The sequence below is a fragment of the Bradyrhizobium sp. LB13.1 genome (genome assembly GCF_054056815.1).
In genome coordinates this window covers 4,790,108-4,810,328 of record NZ_JBSRYQ010000001.1, presented here as the reverse complement: position 1 = coordinate 4,810,328, position 20,221 = coordinate 4,790,108, and the positions used below count along the sequence as shown (strand labels likewise).

Sequence of the window (20,221 nt, the reverse complement as noted above, 5' to 3'; positions counted from 1 at the left end):
GCAGCGTGGTCTTTACGGAAGAGGGCCTCTCGCGGGCGAAAACCGCCGCAGAATGGCCCTTATTTCCTTGCTTCTGGCCGGAATCGCGCTATACAGCGCGCCATCTCACACGGAAGCATGGCTCACAAGGCCGTCCGGTGGCAGCCGGGGCGACAACGCTCCGTTTTGCTCACACGCTTCCGGAGGAACCAACCGGAGAATTAGAACGATGGCACTACCTGATTTCACTATGCGTCAGCTCCTCGAAGCCGGCGTGCACTTTGGTCACCAGTCTCATCGCTGGAATCCGAAAATGGCCCCTTTCATTTTCGGCGCTCGCAACAACATCCACATCGTCGACCTCGCGCAGACCGTGCCGTTGCTGCATAACGCCTTGCAGGCGGTCAGCGACACTGTCGCCAAGGGCGGCCGCATCCTGTTCGTCGGCACCAAGCGCCAGGCGCAGGACGGCGTCGCCGACGCTGCCAAGCGCTGCGCGCAGTACTTCGTCAATTCGCGCTGGCTCGGCGGCACGCTGACCAACTGGAAGACGATCTCGGGCTCGATCAAGCGCCTGCGTCATCTCGACGACGTGCTCGCCGGTGGCGATGCCTCCTCCTACACCAAGAAGGAGCGCCTGACGCTTCAGCGCGAGCGCGACAAGCTCGACCGTTCGCTCGGCGGCATCAAGGACATGGGCGGTCTGCCCGACCTGATCTTCGTGATCGACACCAACAAGGAAGACATCGCGATCCAGGAAGCCCAGCGGCTCAACATCCCGGTCGCAGCGATTGTCGATACCAATTCGGACCCGAAGGGCATCACCTATGTGGTGCCGGGCAATGACGACGCCGGCCGCGCCATCGCGCTTTATTGCGATCTGATCGCGCGTGCGGCGATTGACGGCATCTCGCGTGCCCAGGGCGATTCCGGCGTCGACGTCGGCGCTTCGGTTCGGCCGGCCGCCGAAGAGCTGCCGGTCACGAGCGGCTTCCAGGGCCTCGCCGGTCCGCGCGGTACTTCCGACGACCTCAAGAAGCTCCCGGGCGTGTCGGGTGCGATCGAGAAGAAGTTCAACGACCTCGGCATCTTCCATTTCTGGCAGCTCGCCGAGCTCGATCACGACACCGCGCACAAGATCGGCGAAGAAGTCGGTCTGCCGAGCCGGGCCGATGCCTGGGTGGCCAAGGCCAAGGCGCTGACCGCGGAAGCGGAATAGTCAAAAGAGCGATGGGTTGGCCGGATAAGCTCCGGCCACCATTTCAGTTGACGCGAATTCCTGAGATGGACCGCGGCGGGGCAATTGAATGCCACGCCGCGGCGAACCGGCAGGCAAAAAGGATTTTCAACGATGGCAACGATCACAGCTGCGATGGTCAAGGAGCTGCGCGAGTCGACCGGCGCGGGCATGATGGACTGCAAAGCCGCGCTGACCGAAAACGACGGCAACATGGAAGCGGCGCAGGATTGGCTGCGCAAGAAGGGCCTGTCGAAGGCCGCCAAGAAGTCGGGCCGTGTCGCCGCCGAAGGCCTGATCGGTGCGCTCACCAAGGGCACCAAGGGCGTCGTGATCGAGGTCAACTCCGAGACCGACTTCGTCGCGCGCAACGGCCAGTTCCAGGGCCTCGTCAAGATGATCGCCCAGGTCGCATTCGACGTCGGCGCAGATGTCGAGAAGATCAAGGCCGCCAAGGTCGGCGACGTCACGATCGAAGCCGCGATCAATGACGCGATTGCCACCATCGGCGAGAACATGACGCTGCGCCGCGCAGCTTCGCTCGAAGTGAGCCAGGGCGTGGTGTCAAGCTACGTCCACGGCGCGGTCGTCGAGGGCGCCGGCAAGATGGGCGTGATCGTGGCGCTGGAATCGCCGGGCAAGGCCGATGAACTCGCAACGCTGGGTCGCCAGATCGCGATGCATGTCGCGGCCGCCAATCCGCTGGCGCTCGAACCGTCCGGTCTCGATCCGGCGGTCGTCAAGCGCGAGAAGGACGTGCTCGCCGACAAATATCGCCAGCAGGGCAAGCCCGAGAACGTGATCGAGAAGATCGTCGAGTCCGGTCTCAAGACCTACTACAAGGAAGTCTGCCTGCTCGAGCAGGCCTTCATCCACGACACCGGCAAGTCGGTGGCGCAGGCGGTGAAGGAAGCCGAAGGCAAGGTCGGCGGCGCGGTGAAGATCGCGGGCTTTGTGCGCTATGCTCTCGGTGAGGGAATCGAGAAGCAGGAAAGCGACTTCGCGGCCGAGGTCGCCGCGGTCAGCGGCAAGAAGTAAGCGCCGGAACGTTCCTTCCGGCGTGCCGCCGGAAGCGGCGCCCGGACAAGGAAAGTGCTCATGACTGATCCGGTCTATCGTCGCGTCGTGATCAAGCTGTCCGGCGAATATCTCGCGGGACAGCAGGGTTTTGGCATCGACCAGCCGACCATCGACCGGGTCGCGGACGATCTGATCGCCGCCCGCCAACTGGGCACCGAGGTTGCGGTCGTGATCGGCGGCGGCAACATCGTTCGCGGCGTCGAGGTGTCCTCGCGCGGCGTGTCGCGCCCGACAGGCGACACCATGGGCATGCTCGCCACCATGATGAACTGCCTCGCGCTGGAGGCGACGATCGAGCGCAAGGGAACGCCGGCGCGCACGCTGTCGGCCTTCGTCATGCCCGAGATTTCCGAGCTTTTCACCCGCACCGTGGCGCACAAATACCTCGCCGAGGGCCGGATCGTGCTGCTCGGCGGCGGAACCGGCAATCCGTTCTTCACCACCGACACGACCGCAGTGCTGCGCGCCGCCGAAATCGGCGCCGAGGCGGTGCTGAAGGCAACCAATGTCGATGGCGTCTACTCGGCCGACCCGAAGAAGGATCCGACGGCGACGCGATTCGACCGTCTGACGCATTCGCAGGCGATCGAGGGCGGCTACAAGGTGATGGATGCGACCGCCTTCGCGCTTGCCCGCGAGACGTCGCTGCCTATCATTGTGTTCTCGATCGCGGAGCCGGGTTCGATCGGCGCTATACTGCGTGGCGGCGGCCACGGAACCATCGTCGCCGGCTGACGGCTCGTCGTTGCGCCCTGAGAGAAGGGTGCGGAGAGGTCGCCGGGATTTTGAAGGAGAAACGTGATGGCCACGGATAATTTCGACCTCAACGAAGTGAAGCGCCGCATGCAGGGCGCCGTTCAGTCGCTCAAGCACGAACTTGGCGGCCTGCGCACCGGCCGCGCCTCCGCCTCGATGCTCGACCCGGTGCAGGTCGACGCCTATGGCACCCACATGCCGCTGAACCAGCTCGCCACCGTCAGCGTGCCGGAGCCGCGCCTGATCTCGGTGCAGGTCTGGGACAAGTCGATGGTCAAGGCGGTGGAAAAGGCGATCGTCGATTCCAATCTCGGCCTGTCGCCCGCGACCGAAGGCCAGGTGCTGCGCCTGCGCATTCCCGAGCTCAACGAGGAGCGCCGCAAGGAGCTCGTCAAGGTCGCGCACAAATACGCGGAAGCCGCCAAGGTCGCCGCGCGCCATGTCCGCCGCGACGGCCTCGACGTTCTCAAGAAGCTCGAGAAGAATCACGAGATGTCCGAGGACGATCAGAAGCGTCACTCCGACGAGGTGCAGAAGGCGACCGACGGCACGATCTCCGAGATCGACCAGTTGCTGGCTGCCAAGGAAAAAGAAATCCTCACCGTCTAAAGCGCGATGGATCGCGCTTTAGGTTATTGTTCGCGCAATGATCTTTTCGGAAAACCGCTTCGCACTTTTCGGGATCATGCTTTAAGGCATCCTCATGTCCAACGCCGCCGCGCCAGCAACGGAAGGACCCGATCGGTCCGAGGCGCCTGCGCATGTCGCCATCATCATGGATGGCAATGGGCGTTGGGCGGCCGCGCGCGGCTTGCCGAGGGCGGAAGGCCATCGCCGCGGCGTGGAGGCCCTGCGCCGCGCGGTTCGCGCGTCGCATGAGCTCGGCATCCGCTATCTCACCATCTTCTCCTTCAGCTCGGAAAACTGGTCCCGTCCGGCGAGCGAGATCGGCGATCTCTTCGGCTTGTTGCGCCGCTTCATCCGCAACGATCTGGCGAGCCTGCATCGCGACGGCGTCAAGGTCCGCATCATCGGCGAGCGGGACGGGCTGGAGGGCGACATATGCGCACTCCTCAACGAGGCCGAGGAACTGACGCGCGACAACACGCGCCTCACGCTCGTCGTCGCCTTCAACTACGGCTCGCGGCAGGAGATTGCGAAGGCGGCACAGAAGCTCGCGCGCGAAGTCGCCGAGGGGCGGCGCGATCCCGCGACGATCGATGCCGAGACACTGGGAGCGCATCTCGACGCGCCCGACATTCCCGATCCCGATCTCATCATCCGCACCAGCGGCGAGCAGCGGCTGTCCAACTTCCTGATGTGGCAGGCCGCCTATAGCGAGCTTGTCTTCGTGCCGATTCACTGGCCCGATTTCGACAAGGCGACGCTGGAAGGCGCCATCGCCGAATTTGCCAGGCGGGAACGCCGTTTCGGCGGCCTGGTCGCGAAAACCGCCTCGTGAGTGAACCCGACGCCGCACCGGCCGGCTCTCAGCCTGCCCCGAGCAATCTCGTGATGCGGGTCCTCGCAGCGCTGGTGCTGGCGCCGCTCGCCATTGCACTCGCTTATGCCGGCGGTTGGTTGTGGGCGCTTCTCGTCACCCTGGTATCGATCGGACTGTTCGCGGAATGGCTGATGGTGGTGGGCGCGGGATCGGTCGCGCTGACCGGGGCAGGGACCATCGTCATCGCCTTGATGGGATCCTGCGTGGCCTTCGGCGCGCTGAAGACCGCAATCATCACCGGCCTCATTGGCGGTGCGATCGTGACGGTGATCGCGCGGGGCAAGTTCGTCTGGGCGGCCTCTGGATTCGCCTATGCATCGGCGGCGCTGTTGGCCTCGATCCTGCTGCGGCAGGATCTCGTGAACGGCTTCGCCGCGCTGATGTTCGTGCTGCTGGTGGTGTGGGCGACCGATATCGGCGGCTATTTCGCCGGCCGAAGCATCGGCGGACCGAAGCTGTGGCCGCGGGTGAGCCCGAAGAAGACCTGGTCAGGGGCGCTCGGCGGCTTTGCCGCGAGCCTTCTGGTTGCGGCCGGCTTTGCCGCTTGCGGGCTCGGAAAGATGGTTCCATTGCTGCTCGTCAGCGCCATCCTGTCGGTCGTGTCGGCCTGCGGGGACCTCTTCGAATCCGCGGTGAAGCGACGCTTCGATGTCAAGGATTCCAGTCACTTAATTCCCGGCCATGGCGGGCTATTGGACCGTCTGGACGGTTTTGTCGCTGCCATCCTGGTGGCATGGATTATCGGTTTCCTCCGCCATGGTGTGCATAGCGCCGGAAGCGGTCTTATGGTTTGGTGAGGACATGAGCGCGGTTCCATTGCGTAACAACAAGACTGCGGCATCGACCGTCCGCAGCGTCACGGTTCTCGGCGCCACCGGCTCGATCGGCGACAGCACGATGGATCTGCTGCGCGCCTCTCCCGAGCGCTACCGGGTCGAGGCGCTGACGGCGAACAGCAATGTCGCAGCGCTGGCAAAGCTCGCGAAGGAGTTTTCCGCGCGCTTCGTCGCGATCGCCGACACCTCGAAGTTTGCCGAGCTCAAGGCTGCGCTCGCGGGCACCAGCACCGAATGCGGCGCCGGCGAAAGCGCTGTGATCGAGGCCGGCGCGCGTCCGGCCGATTGGGTGATGGCCGCCGTGAGCGGCGCTGCCGGATTGAAGCCGGCACTGGCGGCGGTCGATCGCGGCGCGCATGTCGCGCTCGCCAACAAGGAATGTCTCGTCTGCGCCGGCGATTTCTTCATGCAGCGCGCGGCGAAAGCGGGCGCCTGCATCCTGCCGGCCGATTCCGAGCACAACGCGCTGTTCCAGGCGCTCGGCTCAGGCAATCGCGACGAGCTCGTCCGTGTCATCATCACGGCCTCCGGTGGCCCGTTCCGGACCTGGAAGCCGGCCGACATCGAGCAGGCAACCCTCGAGCAAGCCCTGAAGCATCCGAACTGGAGCATGGGCCAGAAGATCACGATCGATTCCGCTTCGATGATGAACAAGGGGCTCGAGGTGATCGAGGCTTCCTATCTGTTCGCGCTGAGTCCGGAGGAGATCGACGTCCTCGTGCATCCGCAGTCGATCATCCACGGCATGGTCGAGTTTTCCGATCGTTCGGTCGTGGCCCAGCTCGGTGCACCCGACATGCGCACGCCGATCGCGCATTGTCTCGGCTGGCCCGACCGCATCAAGGGGCCTGCTGCCAAGCTCGATCTGGCCAAGATCGGCCAGCTGACCTTCGAGGCGCCGGATTTCGAGCGCTTCCCCGGGCTGCGCCTGGCCTTCGATTCGCTTCGGACCGGGAAGGGCGCCACCACCGTCTACAACGCCGCCAACGAGGTCGCGGTCGCCGCCTTCATCGCCGGCAAGATCCGGTTCGGCGCGATTGCCAGGCTGGTGGAAGCGACGCTGGACGACTGGATCCGGAGCGGGAACCAGGCCCCGCTGACGTCAGCCGACGACGCAATCTCTGTTGACCATGTTGCGCGAAATAGAGCTGCCGCCCTATTGCCTCAAATTGCCTTAAAGGCATCCTAGATGGTTCGCGGCCGGGGCATTGCGGCGCTGGATGAGGGAATTCGATGATCGACTTTTTCGTCCATAGTTTCAATACGTTGAGCCATGGACTCCTTGGCTATGCGGTTCCCTTCCTGTTCGTCCTGACCATCGTCGTGTTCTTCCATGAACTCGGCCATTTTCTGGTCGCGCGCTGGGCGGGCGTTCGCGTGTTAACTTTTTCGCTCGGCTTCGGACCTGAGCTGGTCGGTTTCAACGACCGCCATGGCACCCGCTGGAAGATCTCGGCGATCCCGCTCGGCGGCTATGTCAAGTTCTTCGGGGACGAGAGCGAGGCTTCGACGCCGTCGTCCGAGAAGCTAGCGGCCATGACGGCCGAGGAGCGCGCCGGCAGCTTCCATCACAAGAAGGTCGGCCCGCGCTCCGCCATCGTTGCCGCCGGACCGATCGCCAATTTCATTCTGGGCGCGCTGATCTTCGCCGGCATGGCGTTGTATTACGGCAAGCCGAGCACGATCGCGCGTGTCGACGGTGTCGTCGCCGACGGCGCTGCGGCGACAGCCGGCTTCAAGATCGGCGACGTCGTCGTCCAGATCGACGGCAAGCCGATCGAGAGCTTTGCCGACATGCAGCGAATCGCGTTGCGATGAACGCCGGTTCGGCGCTTGCCTTCGAGGTCAAGCGGGACGGCAGCATCGTGTCGCTGACCGCGACCCCGGCACTGCTGGAGCGCAAGGATCCCTTCGGCAACAGCCATCGCCTGGGCGTGCTCGGCATCGAGCACAAGTCTCAGGCGGGCGAAGCCTCGACTTCGCCGGTCGGCGTCGGCGAAGCGCTCAAGATCGGGGTTGAGCAGGTCTGGTTCATCATCACCAGCACCTTCAAGTTCCTGGGCGCGCTGTTCGTCGGAAACGGCAATCCGAACGAGGTGAGCGGTGTGCTCGGCATTGCGAAGATGTCGGGGCAGGCGGCCAGCGCCGGGTTCCAATTCGTGATCAACCTGTGCGCGGTGCTGTCGGTGTCGATCGGCCTGTTGAACCTGTTCCCGATCCCGCTGCTCGATGGCGGTCACCTCATGTTCTATGCGGCGGAGGTGGCCCGTGGGCGGCCCCTGTCCGAGCGGACTCAGGAGATGGGATTCCGAATCGGGCTGGGTTTGGTGCTGATGCTGATGGTGTTTGCCACCTACAACGACATCCTGCGGATGGCCGCATCCTGATAGGGGTTTTTTTGTGGCGTTGCTGGGCGTTGCTCTTGGGCAACGTCTTGGAATGAAAATGAAATTACGGCGCGCTCGGCCGTTTGCGGCGTCGTTTAAATTGGCTACAAGCGGCTTGAACTTGGGGAATCTCCAGACCGGCGTTGGGGTTGGGTCTGGTGCGGAATGATAAGGGCGCGCTGCGCAATGAAGTTTGGACTGCGACTCCGGGGGGGCTTGCTCGCAACCCTGATCATGTTCGGCGCGCCGGTGCTTGCCCCGGTTGGGGCTGCTTTCGTGTCTTCGTCTGCGCTCGCTCAGACCGTGCAGTCGATTTCCGTTGAAGGAAATCGCCGTGTCGAGGTGGAGACGATCCGCTCCTATTTCAAGGCGGGTCCCGGCGGTCGCCTGGATCAAGGTGCCATCGACGACGGCCTCAAGGCGTTGATCGAGACCGGTCTGTTCCAGGACGTCAGGATCAACCGCGGTGCCGGTGGCCAGATCGTCGTCTCCGTGGTGGAAAACCCGGTGATTGGCCGCATTGCCTTCGAGGGCAACAAGAAGATCAAGGACGAGCAGCTCACTGCCGAAGTCCAGTCCAAGGCCCGCGGCACCTTTTCCCGGGCCATGGTGCAGTCCGACACGCTGCGAATCGCTGAAATCTATCGCCGCTCCGGCCGCTACGACGTTCGCGTCACCCCTGAGATCATCGAGCAGCCCAACAACCGCGTCGACCTCATCTTCACGGTCGAGGAGGGCTCCAAGACCGGCGTCAAGTCGATCGAATTCGTCGGCAATAGCGCGTTCTCGTCCTACCGCCTGCGCGACGTCATCAAGACGCACGAATCGAACCTGCTGAGCTTCCTCGCCAGCAGCGACATTTACGATCCCGATCGCGTCGAAGCCGACCGCGACCTGATCCGCCGCTTCTATCTCAAGAACGGCTTCGCCGACGTCCAGGTCGTGGCCGCGCTCACCGAATACGATCCGGAGAAGAAGGGCTTCAACGTCACCTTCAAGATCGAGGAAGGCTCGCAATACCGCGTCGGCGCGATCGACTTCCGCTCCAGCATTCCGAACTTCGATCCCACCTCGATGCGCAACTATTCGCGCATCAATGTCGGCTCGCTCTACAACGTCGAATCGGTCGAGAAGTCGGTCGAGGAGATGCAGATCGAGGCCTCGCGCCGCGGTTATGCCTTCGCCGTGGTCCGTCCCGGCGGCGACCGCAACTTCGAGGCGCACACCGTGTCGGTCGTGTTCAACATCGACGAGGGCCCGCGCACCTATATCGAGCGCATCAACCTTCGCGGCAACACCCGCACGCGCGACTACGTGATCCGTCGTGAGTTCGACGTCTCTGAGGGTGATGCCTACAACCGCGCGCTGGTCGACCGTGCCGAGCGGCGCTTGAAGAACCTCGACTATTTCAAGAGCGTGAAGATCACGACGGAGCCCGGTTCGTCGAGCGACCGCGTGATCCTGCTCGTCGACATGGAAGAGAAATCGACCGGCGACTTCTCGGTCTCGGGCGGTTATTCCACCACCGACGGCGCGCTGGCCGAAGTCTCGGTTTCCGAACGCAATTTGCTCGGCCGCGGCCTGTTCGCCAAGGCGTCGGTGACCTATGGCCAGTACGCCCGCGGCTATTCGCTGTCGTTCGTCGAGCCCTATCTGCTCGACTATCGTGTTGCGCTGGGTCTCGACCTCTATCAGCGCCAGCAGCTGTCCAACAGCTACATCTCCTACGGCACCAAGACGCTCGGCTTCTCGCCGCGCCTCGGTTTCGCCTTGCGTGAAGATCTGTCGCTGCAGCTGCGCTACTCGATCTACCAGCAGGAAATCACGCTGCCGTCCTACCTGGCGAACTGTAACAACATTCTGGGACCGGCGTTTAATCCCTCCCCTGCATACGCCAACACAGCGCAGGGCGCTGCGGATATCGCGTCCAGCGGCTTCAACTTCGCCGCGACCAACGGCCTCGGCTGCTACAGCGACGGTGAAGCTTCGCTGCCGGTGCGCAAGGAGCTTGCGAGCGGCAAGACCCTGACCTCGGCGCTGGGCTACACGCTGACCTACAACACGCTGGACAACAACAAGAACCCCACCGACGGTCTGCTCGTCGATTTCCGGCAGGATTTCGCCGGCGTCGGCGGCGACGTCTCCTACCTGAAGTCCGTCATCGACGCTAAGTACTACGCTCCGCTGGTGTCTGACGTCGTCGGCCTCGTCCATTTGCAGAGCGGCATGCTGAACAAGATCGGCTCCAACGACCTGCGCATGCTCGATCATTTCCAGATGGGCCCGAACCTCGTCCGCGGTTTCGCCCCGAACGGCATCGGCCCGCGCGATATCAACCCGTACGACACGCAGGACGCCCTTGGGGGCACCAAGTATTGGGGCGCTTCGCTCGAATTGCAGATGCCGTTCTGGTTCCTGCCGAAGGAAGTTGGTCTGAAGGGCGCGGTCTATGCCGACGCCGGCGGCCTGTATGACTATAAGGGGCCGACGACGTGGGGAGTGACTGGCGAAACGACCACGCCGTTTAACTCCGGCTGCACGGCTTCGACCACCAATCCGGTGACGCCGGGAACCTGTACCGGCCTGATCTACGACGACAGCAAGGTGATCCGATCGTCGGTCGGTGTCGGCCTGATCTGGCAGTCGCCGTTCGGTCCGCTGCGCTTCGACTACGCCGTGCCGCTCAGCAAGGGCAAGTACGACCGTACGCAGGAGTTCCGGTTCGGCGGCGGCACCTCGTTCTAATTCGATCAGCACGGCACGATCCGGATCACTGGAGCCGGTTTCCGAAAGGGATCGTGCCAATTTAAGAGATGAGGCATGATGCGGTCTTGCCGCTTCATGCCGAAGCCGGACCGCGATGGGGTGGAATGGCGCAGCCGACCTTCTTCACAAAACCGCCTGCCTCAGCGTTGGCTGACATTGCCACGCTGACCAAAGCGGAGCTGGTCGATCCCGCCAAGGGCGGCCAAATCATCACGGGTCTGGCTTCGCTCGACGAGGCCGGCCCGATGCACCTGACGTTCTTCGATAATCTCAAATATGCCGACGAACTCAAGGCGACCAAGGCCGGAGCTTGCCTGGTGAGCCCGCGTTTCGAGGCCAAGGTGCCCGCGCATGTGGCCGTGCTGCGGGCGACGCAGCCGTTCCGCGCCTTCGTCAGGATTGCGCGGGAGTGGCATGGCGACGCCCTCCGGCCGCAATCCTGGACCGGCAACGACGGCATCGCGCCGTCGGCGATCATCGACCCCACGGCCCGGCTCGAGGACGGCGTGATCGTCGATCCCCTGGCCGTGATCGGCCCCGACGTGGAGATCGGCAGTGGCACGGTGATCGGTGTAGGGGCCGTGATCGGCCCCGGCGTCAAGATCGGTCGGGACTGCAATGTCGGCGCGCGCACCGCCATCCAGTGCGCACTGATCGGCAATGACGTGCTGATCCACCCCGGCTGCTCGATCGGCCAGGACGGCTACGGCTTCATCTTCTTCGGTCCCGAGGGCCATCTGAAGGTGCCCCAGACCGGCCGCGTGCTGATCCAGAACAATGTGGAGGTCGGCGCCAACACCACGATCGACCGGGGCAGCTTGCGCGACACCGTGATCGGGGAGGGCACCAAAATCGACAATCAGGTCCAGATCGGCCACAATGTGACCATCGGCCGGCACTGCCTGCTGGCAGCCCAGATCGGCCTCGCCGGCAGTCTGACCCTCGGCGACAACGTGGCGCTAGGCGCGAAGGTGGGTATCAACAATCACGTCAAGATCGGGGATGGAGCTCAGGTGACTGCCATGAGTGGCGTCAAGGACGACGTTCCTCCCAACGGACGTTGGGGTGGTTTTTTTGCCAAGCCGACCAGGCAGTGGTTCAAGGAAATCTTGGCGGTGGAGCGCTTGGCGCGCGACGGCAAGGCCGAGCCGAAGCAGGAGGAACGGGAGTGACGGACGAAGCACCGGTCAGGTTCGAGCTTGTGGACATCAATATGATTCTGCAAACGCTCCCGCACCGTTTTCCGATGTTGCTGATTGATCGCGTGATCAACATCCGCACCGATTACAGCGGCATCGGCATCAAGAACGTCACCTTCAACGAGCCGCAGTTCCAGGGCCATTTCCCGGATCGTCCGGTCTATCCCGGCGTGATGATGATCGAGGCGATGGCGCAGACCGCGGGCGTAATCGGCATCAAGTCGGTCGAGGGCACCGAGAAGCCGCGGGCGGTTTATTTCCTCACCATCGACAAGTGCAAGTTTCGCAAGCCCGTGCTGCCCGGCGACACCATCGAGTATCACATGCGCTCGGTCGGGCGCCGCAAGGCGATGTGGTGGTTTCACGGCGATGCCAAGGTCAACGGCCAGGTGGTCGCGGAAGCCGACGTCGGCGCCATGCTGACCGACTGAACGGTCCGGTTCATGCGCGGCAGTCGTAGCGGCTGCCGGCTGCCTCGCGCTTGATATTCCGGTTGAAGAACTGGCCCATGGACGGAGCGCCCAGGAGGCTGTCGACGGTCTCGGCCGCGACGGCGCAATAGCGGTCATACCTGCCGTCGACCGCGACTACGAGGTTCTGCTGCGCCCGGTCGTAGCAGACGCGCTGAAGCACCGTGCTGCGGCTGATGTCGCGGCATTCGAACGTCGCGAGGTCGGTGGGGCGAAGTTCGCCGGTCTCGACCGTTTCGGAGACGATCGGTGCGGCCGCGAGCTGTGCGAGCAGAAGTGCCAGGGCCCTGACCACGATAGCTGAAGCTCCGTGTGAACTTGTTGACGAGCCGAGAAGGTTGCTTCATCCGGCACTTGAAACACGGCGAGATGATACGTCACTGGACAGATCGGGCATAGTCGCGCTAACCACCGGAAAATCGAATGACTTCAACGCATAACCAGCCCTTCTTGACGAGTTTGATTGCTTGATGAGCAAGATTGATCCCACCGCACGGGTCGAGGACGGCGCCGTGATCGGCGAGGGCACCGAGATCGGACCTTATTGCATCATCGGCGCCAATGTCGTGATCGGCGCGAACTGCAAGCTGATCGGACATGTGCATATCACCGCGCAAACCACGATCGGCGACGATTGCACCATCTATCCCTTCGCCTCGCTCGGCACGCCGCCGCAATCGCTCAGCTATCGCGGCGAATTGACGAAGCTCAAGATTGGCTCGGGCTGCACCATCCGCGAATCCGTGACCATGAACGCCGGCACCGTCACAGGCGGCGGAATCACAGAGGTCGGCGACCGCAACTATTTCATGAATTGCAGCCATGTCGGCCACGACTGCCATGTCGGCAACGACGTGATCTTCGCCACCTCGGCGACGCTCGGCGGTCATTGCGAGATTGGTGATTTCGTCTTCATCGGCGGTCTGTCCGCGGTGCATCAGTTCACGCGCATCGGCCCGCAGGTGATGGTCGGCGGCGTGTGCGGCGTGCGCGACGACGTCATTCCGTTCGGGCTGGCCAACGGCCAGTATGCGGCGCTGGAAGGCCTCAACCTAATCGGCATGAAGCGGCGCAAGTTTACCAAGCAGCGGCTTGCGACCGTGCGCGCGTTTTACCAGAAACTCTTCCATGGCCCCGGCACCTTTGCCGAACGCTTGGAGACGGCGCGGCCGCTCGCCGGTGAAGATCCGGCGATCGCCGAAATCCTCGACTTCATCGGCAAGGGCAAGCATCGCCCGCTCTGTCTTCCCGCCATCGCGAAGTGAGTTCTGGGATGGCCGCGGGCATGACATCGGCGGCTTCGGAGATTTCGTCACCGGTCGGCGTGGTCGCAGGCGGCGGCGCGATGCCGTTCGCGGTTGCGGACTCGCTCGCCGCCCGCGGCATCACACCGGTGCTGTTTCCCCTTCGGGGGGCCTGCGATCCGGCGCGAGTGGAGAAATTCCGTCACCGCTGGATTTCGGTTGGCCAGCTTGGCCGCGCCATGCGGCTGTTTCGCGAAGAAGGCTGCCGGGACCTGATCTTCATCGGCACGCTGGTACGGCCTTCGCTCTCGGAGGTCCGGGTCGACTTCACAACGCTCCGGCTGCTCGGCAATGTCATCCGCGCCTTCCGCGGTGGCGACGATCATTTGTTGTCCGGCGTCGGGCGCATTCTCGAGCAGGGCGGCTTTCGCATGGTCGGGATCCGGGATGTCGCGCCCGACCTGCTGATGCCCGAGGGCTGCATCAGCCGCGCCTGGCCGAGCGACACCGGCAAGACCGACATCGAGCGCGGACGCGCGGTGCTGACCGCGCTCGGTCCGTTCGACATCGGCCAGGCCGCGGTCGTGATCGACGGCCATGTGGTGGCGGTCGAGGATATCGAGGGCACCGATGCGCTGCTCGCGCGCGTGGCGCGCCTGCGCGAAGAGGGCCGCATCCGCGCTGCCACCGGGCGCGGCGTGCTGGTGAAGGTCCCAAAGAGCGGGCAGGATTTGCGCTTCGACCTGCCGACGATCGGCCCGCGCACCCTCGAGGGCGTCGCCGTCGCGGGGCTCGCCGGCATTGCCGTCGTCGCCGGCAATACCATCGCCGCCGAGCCGCAGGCGATGATCGCGTTCGCCGACACAAAATATCTCTTCGTCATCGGCCTGCCGGCGTGATGCAAGGCCGCGATCCCACGCGCAAGATCTTCCTGATCGCCACGGAGGAATCCGGCGACCGGCTCGGCAGCGCCTTGATGAAGGTGCTGCGCCAGCGGCTCGGCGACGGCGTGCAGTTCGTAGGCGTCGGCGGCCGCACCATGGCCCGCGAGGGGCTCGAGACGCTGTTTCCGATCGAGCAGCTCTCGATCGTCGGTTTCGCCGCGGTCGTGCAGCAACTGCCAAAGATCCTGCGGCTGATCCGCGAGACCGTGGAGGCCGTGACCGAGTCCGCGCCGGACGCGCTCGTCATCATCGACAGTCCCGATTTCACCCATCGTGTCGCCCGCCGCGTGCGGGCGCGCAATCCAGCAATCCCGATCGTCGACTACGTCTCGCCGCAGCTCTGGGCCTGGCGGCCGGGACGGGCGCGGACCATGCTCGGTTATGTCGACCATGTGCTCGGCCTCTTGCCGTTCGAGCCGGAGGAATATCGCAAGCTCGGCGGACCGCCATGCAGCTATGTCGGCCATCCCCTGATCGAGCAATTGCCGTCGCTGCGACCGAACGCGGAGGAGCAGAAGCGCCGCGACGGTGAGCTGCCGGTTTTGCTGGTGCTGCCCGGCAGCCGCCGCAGCGAGATCCGGCACCATCTTGACGTGTTCGGCGCGACGCTCGGCCGATTGCAGACGGAAGGCCGCGCGTTCGAACTGATGCTGCCGACCACGCCGCATCTCGAAGCGACTGTCCGCGAAGGCATCGCGAACTGGCCGGTCAAGCCGCAGATCGTGGTTGGTGAAAACGAGAAGCGCGCCGCCTTCCGGATCGCGCATGCAGCGCTCGCGAAATCCGGCACGGTGACGCTGGAGCTGGCGCTGTCGGGCATTCCGATGGTGACGGCCTATCGCGTCAGCGTGATCGAAGCCTTCATCCTGCGCCGCGCGATCCGCGTCTCCTCGGTGATCCTCGCCAATCTCGTGATCGGCAAGGATGTCATCCCGGAGTTTCTGCAGGAGGAGTGCACGCCGGAGAAGCTGGCGCCTGCGCTGTCGGAGCTGTTGACGGATTCGCCGCTGCGCAAGCAGCAGGTCGAAGCGTTCGTCCAGCTCGATCAGATCATGGCGACCGGCAACAAGCCGCCGAGCGTGCTTGCCGCCGACATCGTGCTGGCGACGATGCGCAAGGGCCGCCGGACAGGCTAGTCTTTGATGTTCTTTTCGACAGTTTCCATGAGCGGAGCATTGAGTCCAAGACTGCGCAGTTGTTGAAAGTCGGTGCGGATTGATTGCTTGAAGTCGGCTGCATCGGGACCTGAGATGAGACCCTGATAGATTTCAAGAGCTTGCTGCGTCTTCCCGGACAGCATCAAGGCATGCGCCTTGTTTATTTGCACCCAGCTCAGTTCGGGAAATGAAGGAATGACAAAATCTGCTATGCGAACAGCTTCGTCGTAGTCACGAACGAAAACGAATTTGTAGGTCAGGTCACCGAGAATCTTGGCCGCTTGAAATCTCGTTGCTGCCGGCATCCGATCTCCCGCGTTCGCAACCGCCATCGCTAAACGCACCACCCGCTGACATGATTGCTGTGCTTCCGACTTCTTGGACTCGTCGCTGGTTCGGTCGCCCGCCAGCCAGAGCACCACACAGTAATCCGCTTGATTCCTGGCTGCGTCGAAGATGCGGTTGGCACGCTGATTAACTGCCATTGCCTGTCGATACGAATCGGCCGCTTCCTGGAAGCGCTGGGATTGCGAAGTCCGTATCGCAAGCAGGAAGAGGACGTCGCCGATGTGGTCCTGTTCCATGGCCCAGTCGAGAGGCGAACTATCAATTGTCCATTCCTTTGTTGCCTCCGTGTAGGCCGCAAGCGCGGCTTCCAGGTCGGCTGTACCTGGGCGCAAGCGTCCCAGGCGTAGCCGCACGTTGCCCAGGTTCGTCTGGGCTCTTGCCCAGACCAGTCCGGATCGTTCCTGCGTGATCTCCTGGAGAGCTGCGCGATAGGAGATCGCCGCCTCGTCGAGCAGCTTTACCCCGGAGTCGTCCTTCGCAAGGTCGGACAGCGTGCCAGCAAGATTATAGGTCGTCGTCGCCCAGTCGTAAGGATATCGCTCCCTCGTCTTGACCGCTAGCGAAGCCCGATACGCGTCGATTGCGGAAGCGAGCATTTTCTGGTCGCCATTCCGGGTTGCCAATTTGGACAGCGCCGAACCTAGGTCATTCTGGATCGTCCCCCAGGCCGCCGGATCGCGCTCCCGGGTAACCTCCTGCAGAGCGAGATCGAAAGACTTCAAGGCCAATTCGAAGCTCTCGGTGCCGCTCTCGGTTTCGGCAATCCTCAGATAGGCGGCCGCAAGATTTGCCTGAATGCCGCCCCACTGCAGCGGAGCCTTCTCTCGCGAGCACTCCTTGAGTGCTTCCTGGTAGGCGGCGATCGCCTCCTCCATTCGCCCGGACCCGGGAGAGCGCTCTCCGAGTTGGGCGAGCGCGCTTCCCAGGTTGCTTTGCATGTTGGCCCAGTCGAGAGGAGACTTGTCTCGCGTAATCACCTGAAGGGCATCGCGGTAAGCTTCAATGCTTTGGAGAAGGATGGGCTCGGCGCCACTGCTGCGTTGCGCAATCGTGTCAAGAGACAGGCCAAGATTGTGCTGGTTGCGGGCCCAGTCCCGAGCCATCTTGTCGCGAGGCAGCCGTTCCAGCAGCGCTCTGCGCCGCTCTATGGACTGGTGCAGCGCCTTGTCGTCGCCGAACTCTTCGCCCTGCAGATAGAGCGCATCGGCCTCGCGCTCGAGATAGTCGAGCGCCTTGGGACTGTCGAATGCGGGTGCATACATGTTGCCTGCGGAGGCAAAATGCGTCGCGGCTTCGACGTAACGTAACCGCGTCATGGCGACCTCGCCTCGGCTTGCAGCCGTTTCAGCAACATCGGCGGCGAGATTGCGGGTCGCATTGAGCAACGCTGCCCGTTGGAGGTCCTCGACCTTGGCGAGCAGGGCCTCGGCCCCAGCTAGGTCCCCGGCGTCGATGGCCTTCCGGGCATCGTTCTTCAGGGTGGAGGTCTCTGAAGAGTCCGTCGGCCTGGTGAGGGCCTGGTCTCTCAGCAGTTTGTATTGGCTGGCGATCTGCACCAATGTGGGTGCGAGCTGGTCCGGTGACAGGTTTGTTTCGCCCAAAATGAAGAGAGCCGAGCGAATTTGTCGTTCGTTCAGATCGAGCTTCTTCTGAAGTTCAGCGAGCCGGGTGATTTGTTCTGCGTTGAACTGCCTTAGATCTGCATTGTTCTGCCTCAGGTCTGCATTATTCTGTTTCAGATCCTGGGCATCTTCCTTGTATTTCTTGACGAGATCATCGACGCCGATGTTGATCACGGAATTCACAATGTCGCGGCCGGCCGCCACACTTCCAAAGTTGGCCTGAACCTGAGCTTGGACGGTGTTCGCGATCAGAAGCGTGATGGCTACAACGACGAATGTGCCACGAAACATTGCTGCCTCATTGCTTACTGCTGCAATCTGAGTCTTTCGGTCCGTTCATCACGATGGTCGCGCCGCTGATGTTTCCGCCCGCCGCTACGCTGCCGCAGTTCGCGGAGACAGGCGCAACATCGTGGGCGGCTTGTTTGGGTTGCAGTTGGACGTAGGCCGTCCATAGGCTCGCTATGGCGACCACGGCTCCCCCGCCGAGCCAAGCCAGGACGTCCCGATTCTTCTTGACTAGAAAGAACCGCCAAAGCGTATCCATGGAGCATCCCCGTGGTTGGTTCTCGATCCAGCTCCCCATCCGGCTCACGCGCCGGCGGCGCTTATCCAGCTTCAATGGTATTGGTCAGTCCACGGTTTTCATGCCGCGCAAATTCTGCTGTGTTTCAATCTGTCGTTCTAATGATTAGTCGCACTCTATCTACAGTTTAGATGTGGTCTATGGCATTTTCAATGAGCAGTTTCGATCCTAGCAGGATGGTATGAAGCGTCGCAGGAGCTGCAACGAACAGTTCGCCTGGAGCGGCTAGCCAATCCCGCCGTCGACCTGAAAACACTGGCGCGTGATGCGCTGGCTCTCGTCGGAGGCGAGGAACAGCGCCATGTTGGCGATGTCGTCGGGCGTCACCGCATCGGGAATGGCCTGGCGCGTGCGCAGCTCGGCGATGGTCTGTTCGTCCGGATACCACAGCCGGCGCTGACGCTCCGTGATCACCATCCCCGGCGCTATCGCGTTGACGCGGATGCGGTCGGGACCGACCAGCCGGGCCAGAGAGTTGGTGAAGCCGACGATCGCGGCTTTTGCCGCAGCGTAGACCGGCAGCGCCGGCGCGCCGCGCATCCAGGCAATCGACGACATGTTGATGATCGAGCCGCCGCCGCGCGCGCCTGCATCTGCGGCACCACCGCTTGAGCCGCAAAGAAGACGTGCTTGAGGTTGACGCCGATCGTCCAGTCGAATTCGGCGGGCGTCACCTCGGCCAGTACCTGGCGCTTATCATTGGCGGCGTTGTTGACGAGGACCGCGGCATCGCCGAGCGATCCGTGGACCTGCGCCATGGCGCCGCGCAGGGCATCAATGTCGAGGAGATCGCATGGCACGAACAATGGTACGGTGCCGGACGCCGCCGCCACTTCCGCGACCAGTGCTTCGCCGGCGCTCGCATCGAGGTCGAACAAGGCAACGCGTGCCTTCTGGGCTGCGAAGGCACGCACGAAGGCGGCACCGATGCCGCTGGCGCCACCGGTGATCAACACCACGCGGCCGGCAAGGCTGGAATAGGTGGTCCTGGTCATGCGATCAGCCGCTCCGTTTCGGGGTCGAACAGGCAAATGCGCCGCGTGTCGAGCGCGAAGGAGGCAGTCGCCCCGGGCGTGGGCCGGATATCCGGCGTGATGCGCGCCAGCGCAGGCTCGCCGCCAAGCCGCAGCAGCACGATCGTTTCGGCTCCGGTCGGCTCGACCATTTCCACCGGCGCGTCGACGATGACGGGCGCATCGCTGGAAAACACGCGATTGCCCTCGGCGATGCATTCCGGCCTGATTCCGACCACCACGTCACGGCCGACGAAGCGCGCCGCCGCGTCGTATTGGCCAAGGCGGAGGCGGACCTCGTCCGGCCTTCCTGCGCCGATCACGGCCACAGGCCCGCCGGCATCGGCCTCGAGCCGAGCCGGCATCGTGTTCATCGGCGGTGAGCCCATGAAACGGGCCACGAACAGATTAGCGGGATAGCGATACACGGTATCGGGGTCGGCAAACTGCTGCACCACGCCCCGGTGCATCACGGCGATGCGCGTCGCCATCGTCATCGCCTCGATCTGGTCGTGGGTGACATAGATGATGGTGGCGCCGATGCGCTGATGCAGCCGCTTGATTTCCATCCGCATCTCGACGCGCAGCTTGGCGTCGAGATTGGAGAGCGGCTCGTCGAACAGGAAGAGCAGGGGATCGCGGACCAGAGCCCGACCCATCGCCACGCGCTGGCGTTGACCGCCGGAGAGCTGCGACGGCTTGCGGCCGAGCAGCGGCTCGATCTGGAGCAGCCGGGCCACATTCGCCAGTGCCTTCTCCTGTTCAGCCTTCGCTACGTGGCGGCATTCCATGCCGAAGGTGATGTTCTGACGCACCGTCATCGACGGATAGAGCGCATAGGACTGGAACACCATGGCGATGTCGCGGTCTTTTGGCGGGATGTCGTTGACGACACGTCCGCCGATTTCCACGGTGCCTGCGCTCGGGCGGTCGAGCCCGGCGACGATGTTGAGCAGCGTCGACTTGCCGCAACCGGACGGGCCGACCAGCACGGTGAACTCGCCGCTCTCGATGTCGAGGTCGATCCCCTTCAGCACTTCCAGATTGGCGTAGCGCTTCGACAGGGAGCGAATGCTTAGTGCTGCCATGACAA

17 protein-coding genes and 2 pseudogenes are annotated in these 20,221 nt (G+C 63.4%); 14 read left to right on the top strand and 5 right to left on the bottom strand.

Annotated elements, in window-relative coordinates; translation table 11 throughout:
- Positions 1-208 precede the first annotated feature (208 nt).
- From ACVWYI_RS22950 to fabZ, 11 genes and pseudogenes are all read left to right on the top strand, one after another.
- Positions 209-1,198, top strand: a complete 990-nt coding sequence (locus tag ACVWYI_RS22950; RefSeq protein WP_247349258.1) for a 30S ribosomal protein S2 — start codon at positions 209-211, stop codon at positions 1,196-1,198.
- Between the two features lie 132 nt (positions 1,199-1,330).
- Positions 1,331-2,254 carry a translation elongation factor Ts gene (gene tsf, locus ACVWYI_RS22945; RefSeq protein ID WP_456663285.1) on the top strand — a complete coding sequence of 308 codons (924 nt, stop codon included), beginning with the start codon at positions 1,331-1,333 and terminating at the stop codon, positions 2,252-2,254.
- 60 nt (positions 2,255-2,314) lie between these two features.
- Positions 2,315-3,031, top strand: a complete 717-nt coding sequence (gene pyrH, locus ACVWYI_RS22940; RefSeq protein WP_456663284.1) for a UMP kinase — start codon at positions 2,315-2,317, stop codon at positions 3,029-3,031.
- A gap of 66 nt (positions 3,032-3,097) precedes the next feature.
- Positions 3,098-3,661: a ribosome recycling factor gene (frr, locus tag ACVWYI_RS22935; protein ID WP_247349255.1), complete on the top strand. Its 564-nt coding sequence runs from the start codon at positions 3,098-3,100 to the stop codon at positions 3,659-3,661.
- 94 nt (positions 3,662-3,755) lie between these two features.
- Positions 3,756-4,514 carry an isoprenyl transferase gene (locus ACVWYI_RS22930; protein WP_456663283.1) on the top strand — a complete coding sequence of 253 codons (759 nt, stop codon included), beginning with the start codon at positions 3,756-3,758 and terminating at the stop codon, positions 4,512-4,514.
- Entirely contained in the window at positions 4,511-5,353 is an 843-nt protein-coding gene (locus tag ACVWYI_RS22925) for a phosphatidate cytidylyltransferase (RefSeq protein WP_354049546.1), read from the top strand. The genes ACVWYI_RS22930 and ACVWYI_RS22925 overlap by 4 nt, the downstream gene beginning before the upstream one ends.
- Before the next feature lie 4 nt (positions 5,354-5,357).
- The gene (dxr, locus tag ACVWYI_RS22920; RefSeq protein WP_456663282.1) at positions 5,358-6,581 is read left to right on the top strand and encodes a 1-deoxy-D-xylulose-5-phosphate reductoisomerase; all 1,224 of its coding nucleotides are present in this window, start codon (positions 5,358-5,360) and stop codon (positions 6,579-6,581) included.
- 44 nt (positions 6,582-6,625) lie between these two features.
- Positions 6,626-7,779: pseudogene (gene rseP, locus ACVWYI_RS22915) on the top strand (RIP metalloprotease RseP).
- Between the two features lie 186 nt (positions 7,780-7,965).
- The gene (gene bamA / locus ACVWYI_RS22910) at positions 7,966-10,524 is read left to right on the top strand and encodes an outer membrane protein assembly factor BamA (protein ID WP_456663281.1); all 2,559 of its coding nucleotides are present in this window, start codon (positions 7,966-7,968) and stop codon (positions 10,522-10,524) included.
- A 125-nt stretch (positions 10,525-10,649) separates the two neighbouring features.
- Entirely contained in the window at positions 10,650-11,717 is a 1,068-nt protein-coding gene (lpxD, locus tag ACVWYI_RS22905; protein ID WP_456663280.1) for a UDP-3-O-(3-hydroxymyristoyl)glucosamine N-acyltransferase, read from the top strand.
- Positions 11,718-11,758: 41 nt separating this feature from the next.
- Complete coding sequence (gene fabZ, locus ACVWYI_RS22900; protein ID WP_249803886.1) at positions 11,759-12,175, top strand: 3-hydroxyacyl-ACP dehydratase FabZ; 417 nt, start codon at positions 11,759-11,761, stop codon at positions 12,173-12,175.
- 10 nt (positions 12,176-12,185) lie between these two features.
- On the opposite strand, the gene ACVWYI_RS22895 is transcribed toward fabZ, so the two are convergent.
- A complete protein-coding gene (locus ACVWYI_RS22895) occupies positions 12,186-12,509 on the bottom strand; it encodes a KTSC domain-containing protein (RefSeq protein ID WP_247447375.1) in 324 nt (107 codons plus the stop codon).
- A 175-nt stretch (positions 12,510-12,684) separates the two neighbouring features.
- On the opposite strand from ACVWYI_RS22895, the gene lpxA reads away from it, so the two are divergent.
- The 3 genes from lpxA to lpxB are packed head-to-tail and all read left to right on the top strand — an operon-like array spanning position 12,685 to position 15,538.
- Positions 12,685-13,479 (top strand): acyl-ACP--UDP-N-acetylglucosamine O-acyltransferase, encoded by a 795-nt coding sequence (gene lpxA / locus ACVWYI_RS22890; protein WP_247447376.1) that lies wholly within the window; start codon positions 12,685-12,687, stop codon positions 13,477-13,479.
- A 20-nt stretch (positions 13,480-13,499) separates the two neighbouring features.
- Positions 13,500-14,357: an LpxI family protein gene (locus ACVWYI_RS22885; protein WP_247447419.1), complete on the top strand. Its 858-nt coding sequence runs from the start codon at positions 13,500-13,502 to the stop codon at positions 14,355-14,357.
- The gene (gene lpxB, locus ACVWYI_RS22880; RefSeq protein ID WP_247447377.1) at positions 14,354-15,538 is read left to right on the top strand and encodes a lipid-A-disaccharide synthase; all 1,185 of its coding nucleotides are present in this window, start codon (positions 14,354-14,356) and stop codon (positions 15,536-15,538) included. The genes ACVWYI_RS22885 and lpxB overlap by 4 nt, the downstream gene beginning before the upstream one ends.
- Here the strand turns inward: lpxB and ACVWYI_RS22875 are convergent.
- The 4 genes and pseudogenes from ACVWYI_RS22875 to ACVWYI_RS22860 all read right to left on the bottom strand — a co-directional run bounded on the left by ACVWYI_RS22875 (position 15,535) and on the right by ACVWYI_RS22860 (position 20,216).
- A complete protein-coding gene (locus ACVWYI_RS22875) occupies positions 15,535-17,820 on the bottom strand; it encodes a hypothetical protein (protein ID WP_456663279.1) in 2,286 nt (761 codons plus the stop codon). The two genes, lpxB and ACVWYI_RS22875, sit on opposite strands and share 4 nt — an antisense overlap.
- Before the next feature lie 7 nt (positions 17,821-17,827).
- Positions 17,828-18,076 carry a hypothetical protein gene (locus tag ACVWYI_RS22870; RefSeq protein WP_456663278.1) on the bottom strand — a complete coding sequence of 83 codons (249 nt, stop codon included), beginning with the start codon at positions 18,074-18,076 and terminating at the stop codon, positions 17,828-17,830.
- Positions 18,077-18,340: 264 nt separating this feature from the next.
- Positions 18,341-19,110: pseudogene (locus ACVWYI_RS22865) on the bottom strand (SDR family NAD(P)-dependent oxidoreductase).
- Entirely contained in the window at positions 19,107-20,216 is a 1,110-nt protein-coding gene (locus ACVWYI_RS22860; protein ID WP_456663277.1) for an ABC transporter ATP-binding protein, read from the bottom strand. The pseudogene ACVWYI_RS22865 and the gene ACVWYI_RS22860 overlap by 4 nt, the downstream one beginning before the upstream one ends.
- Positions 20,217-20,221 lie beyond the last annotated feature (5 nt).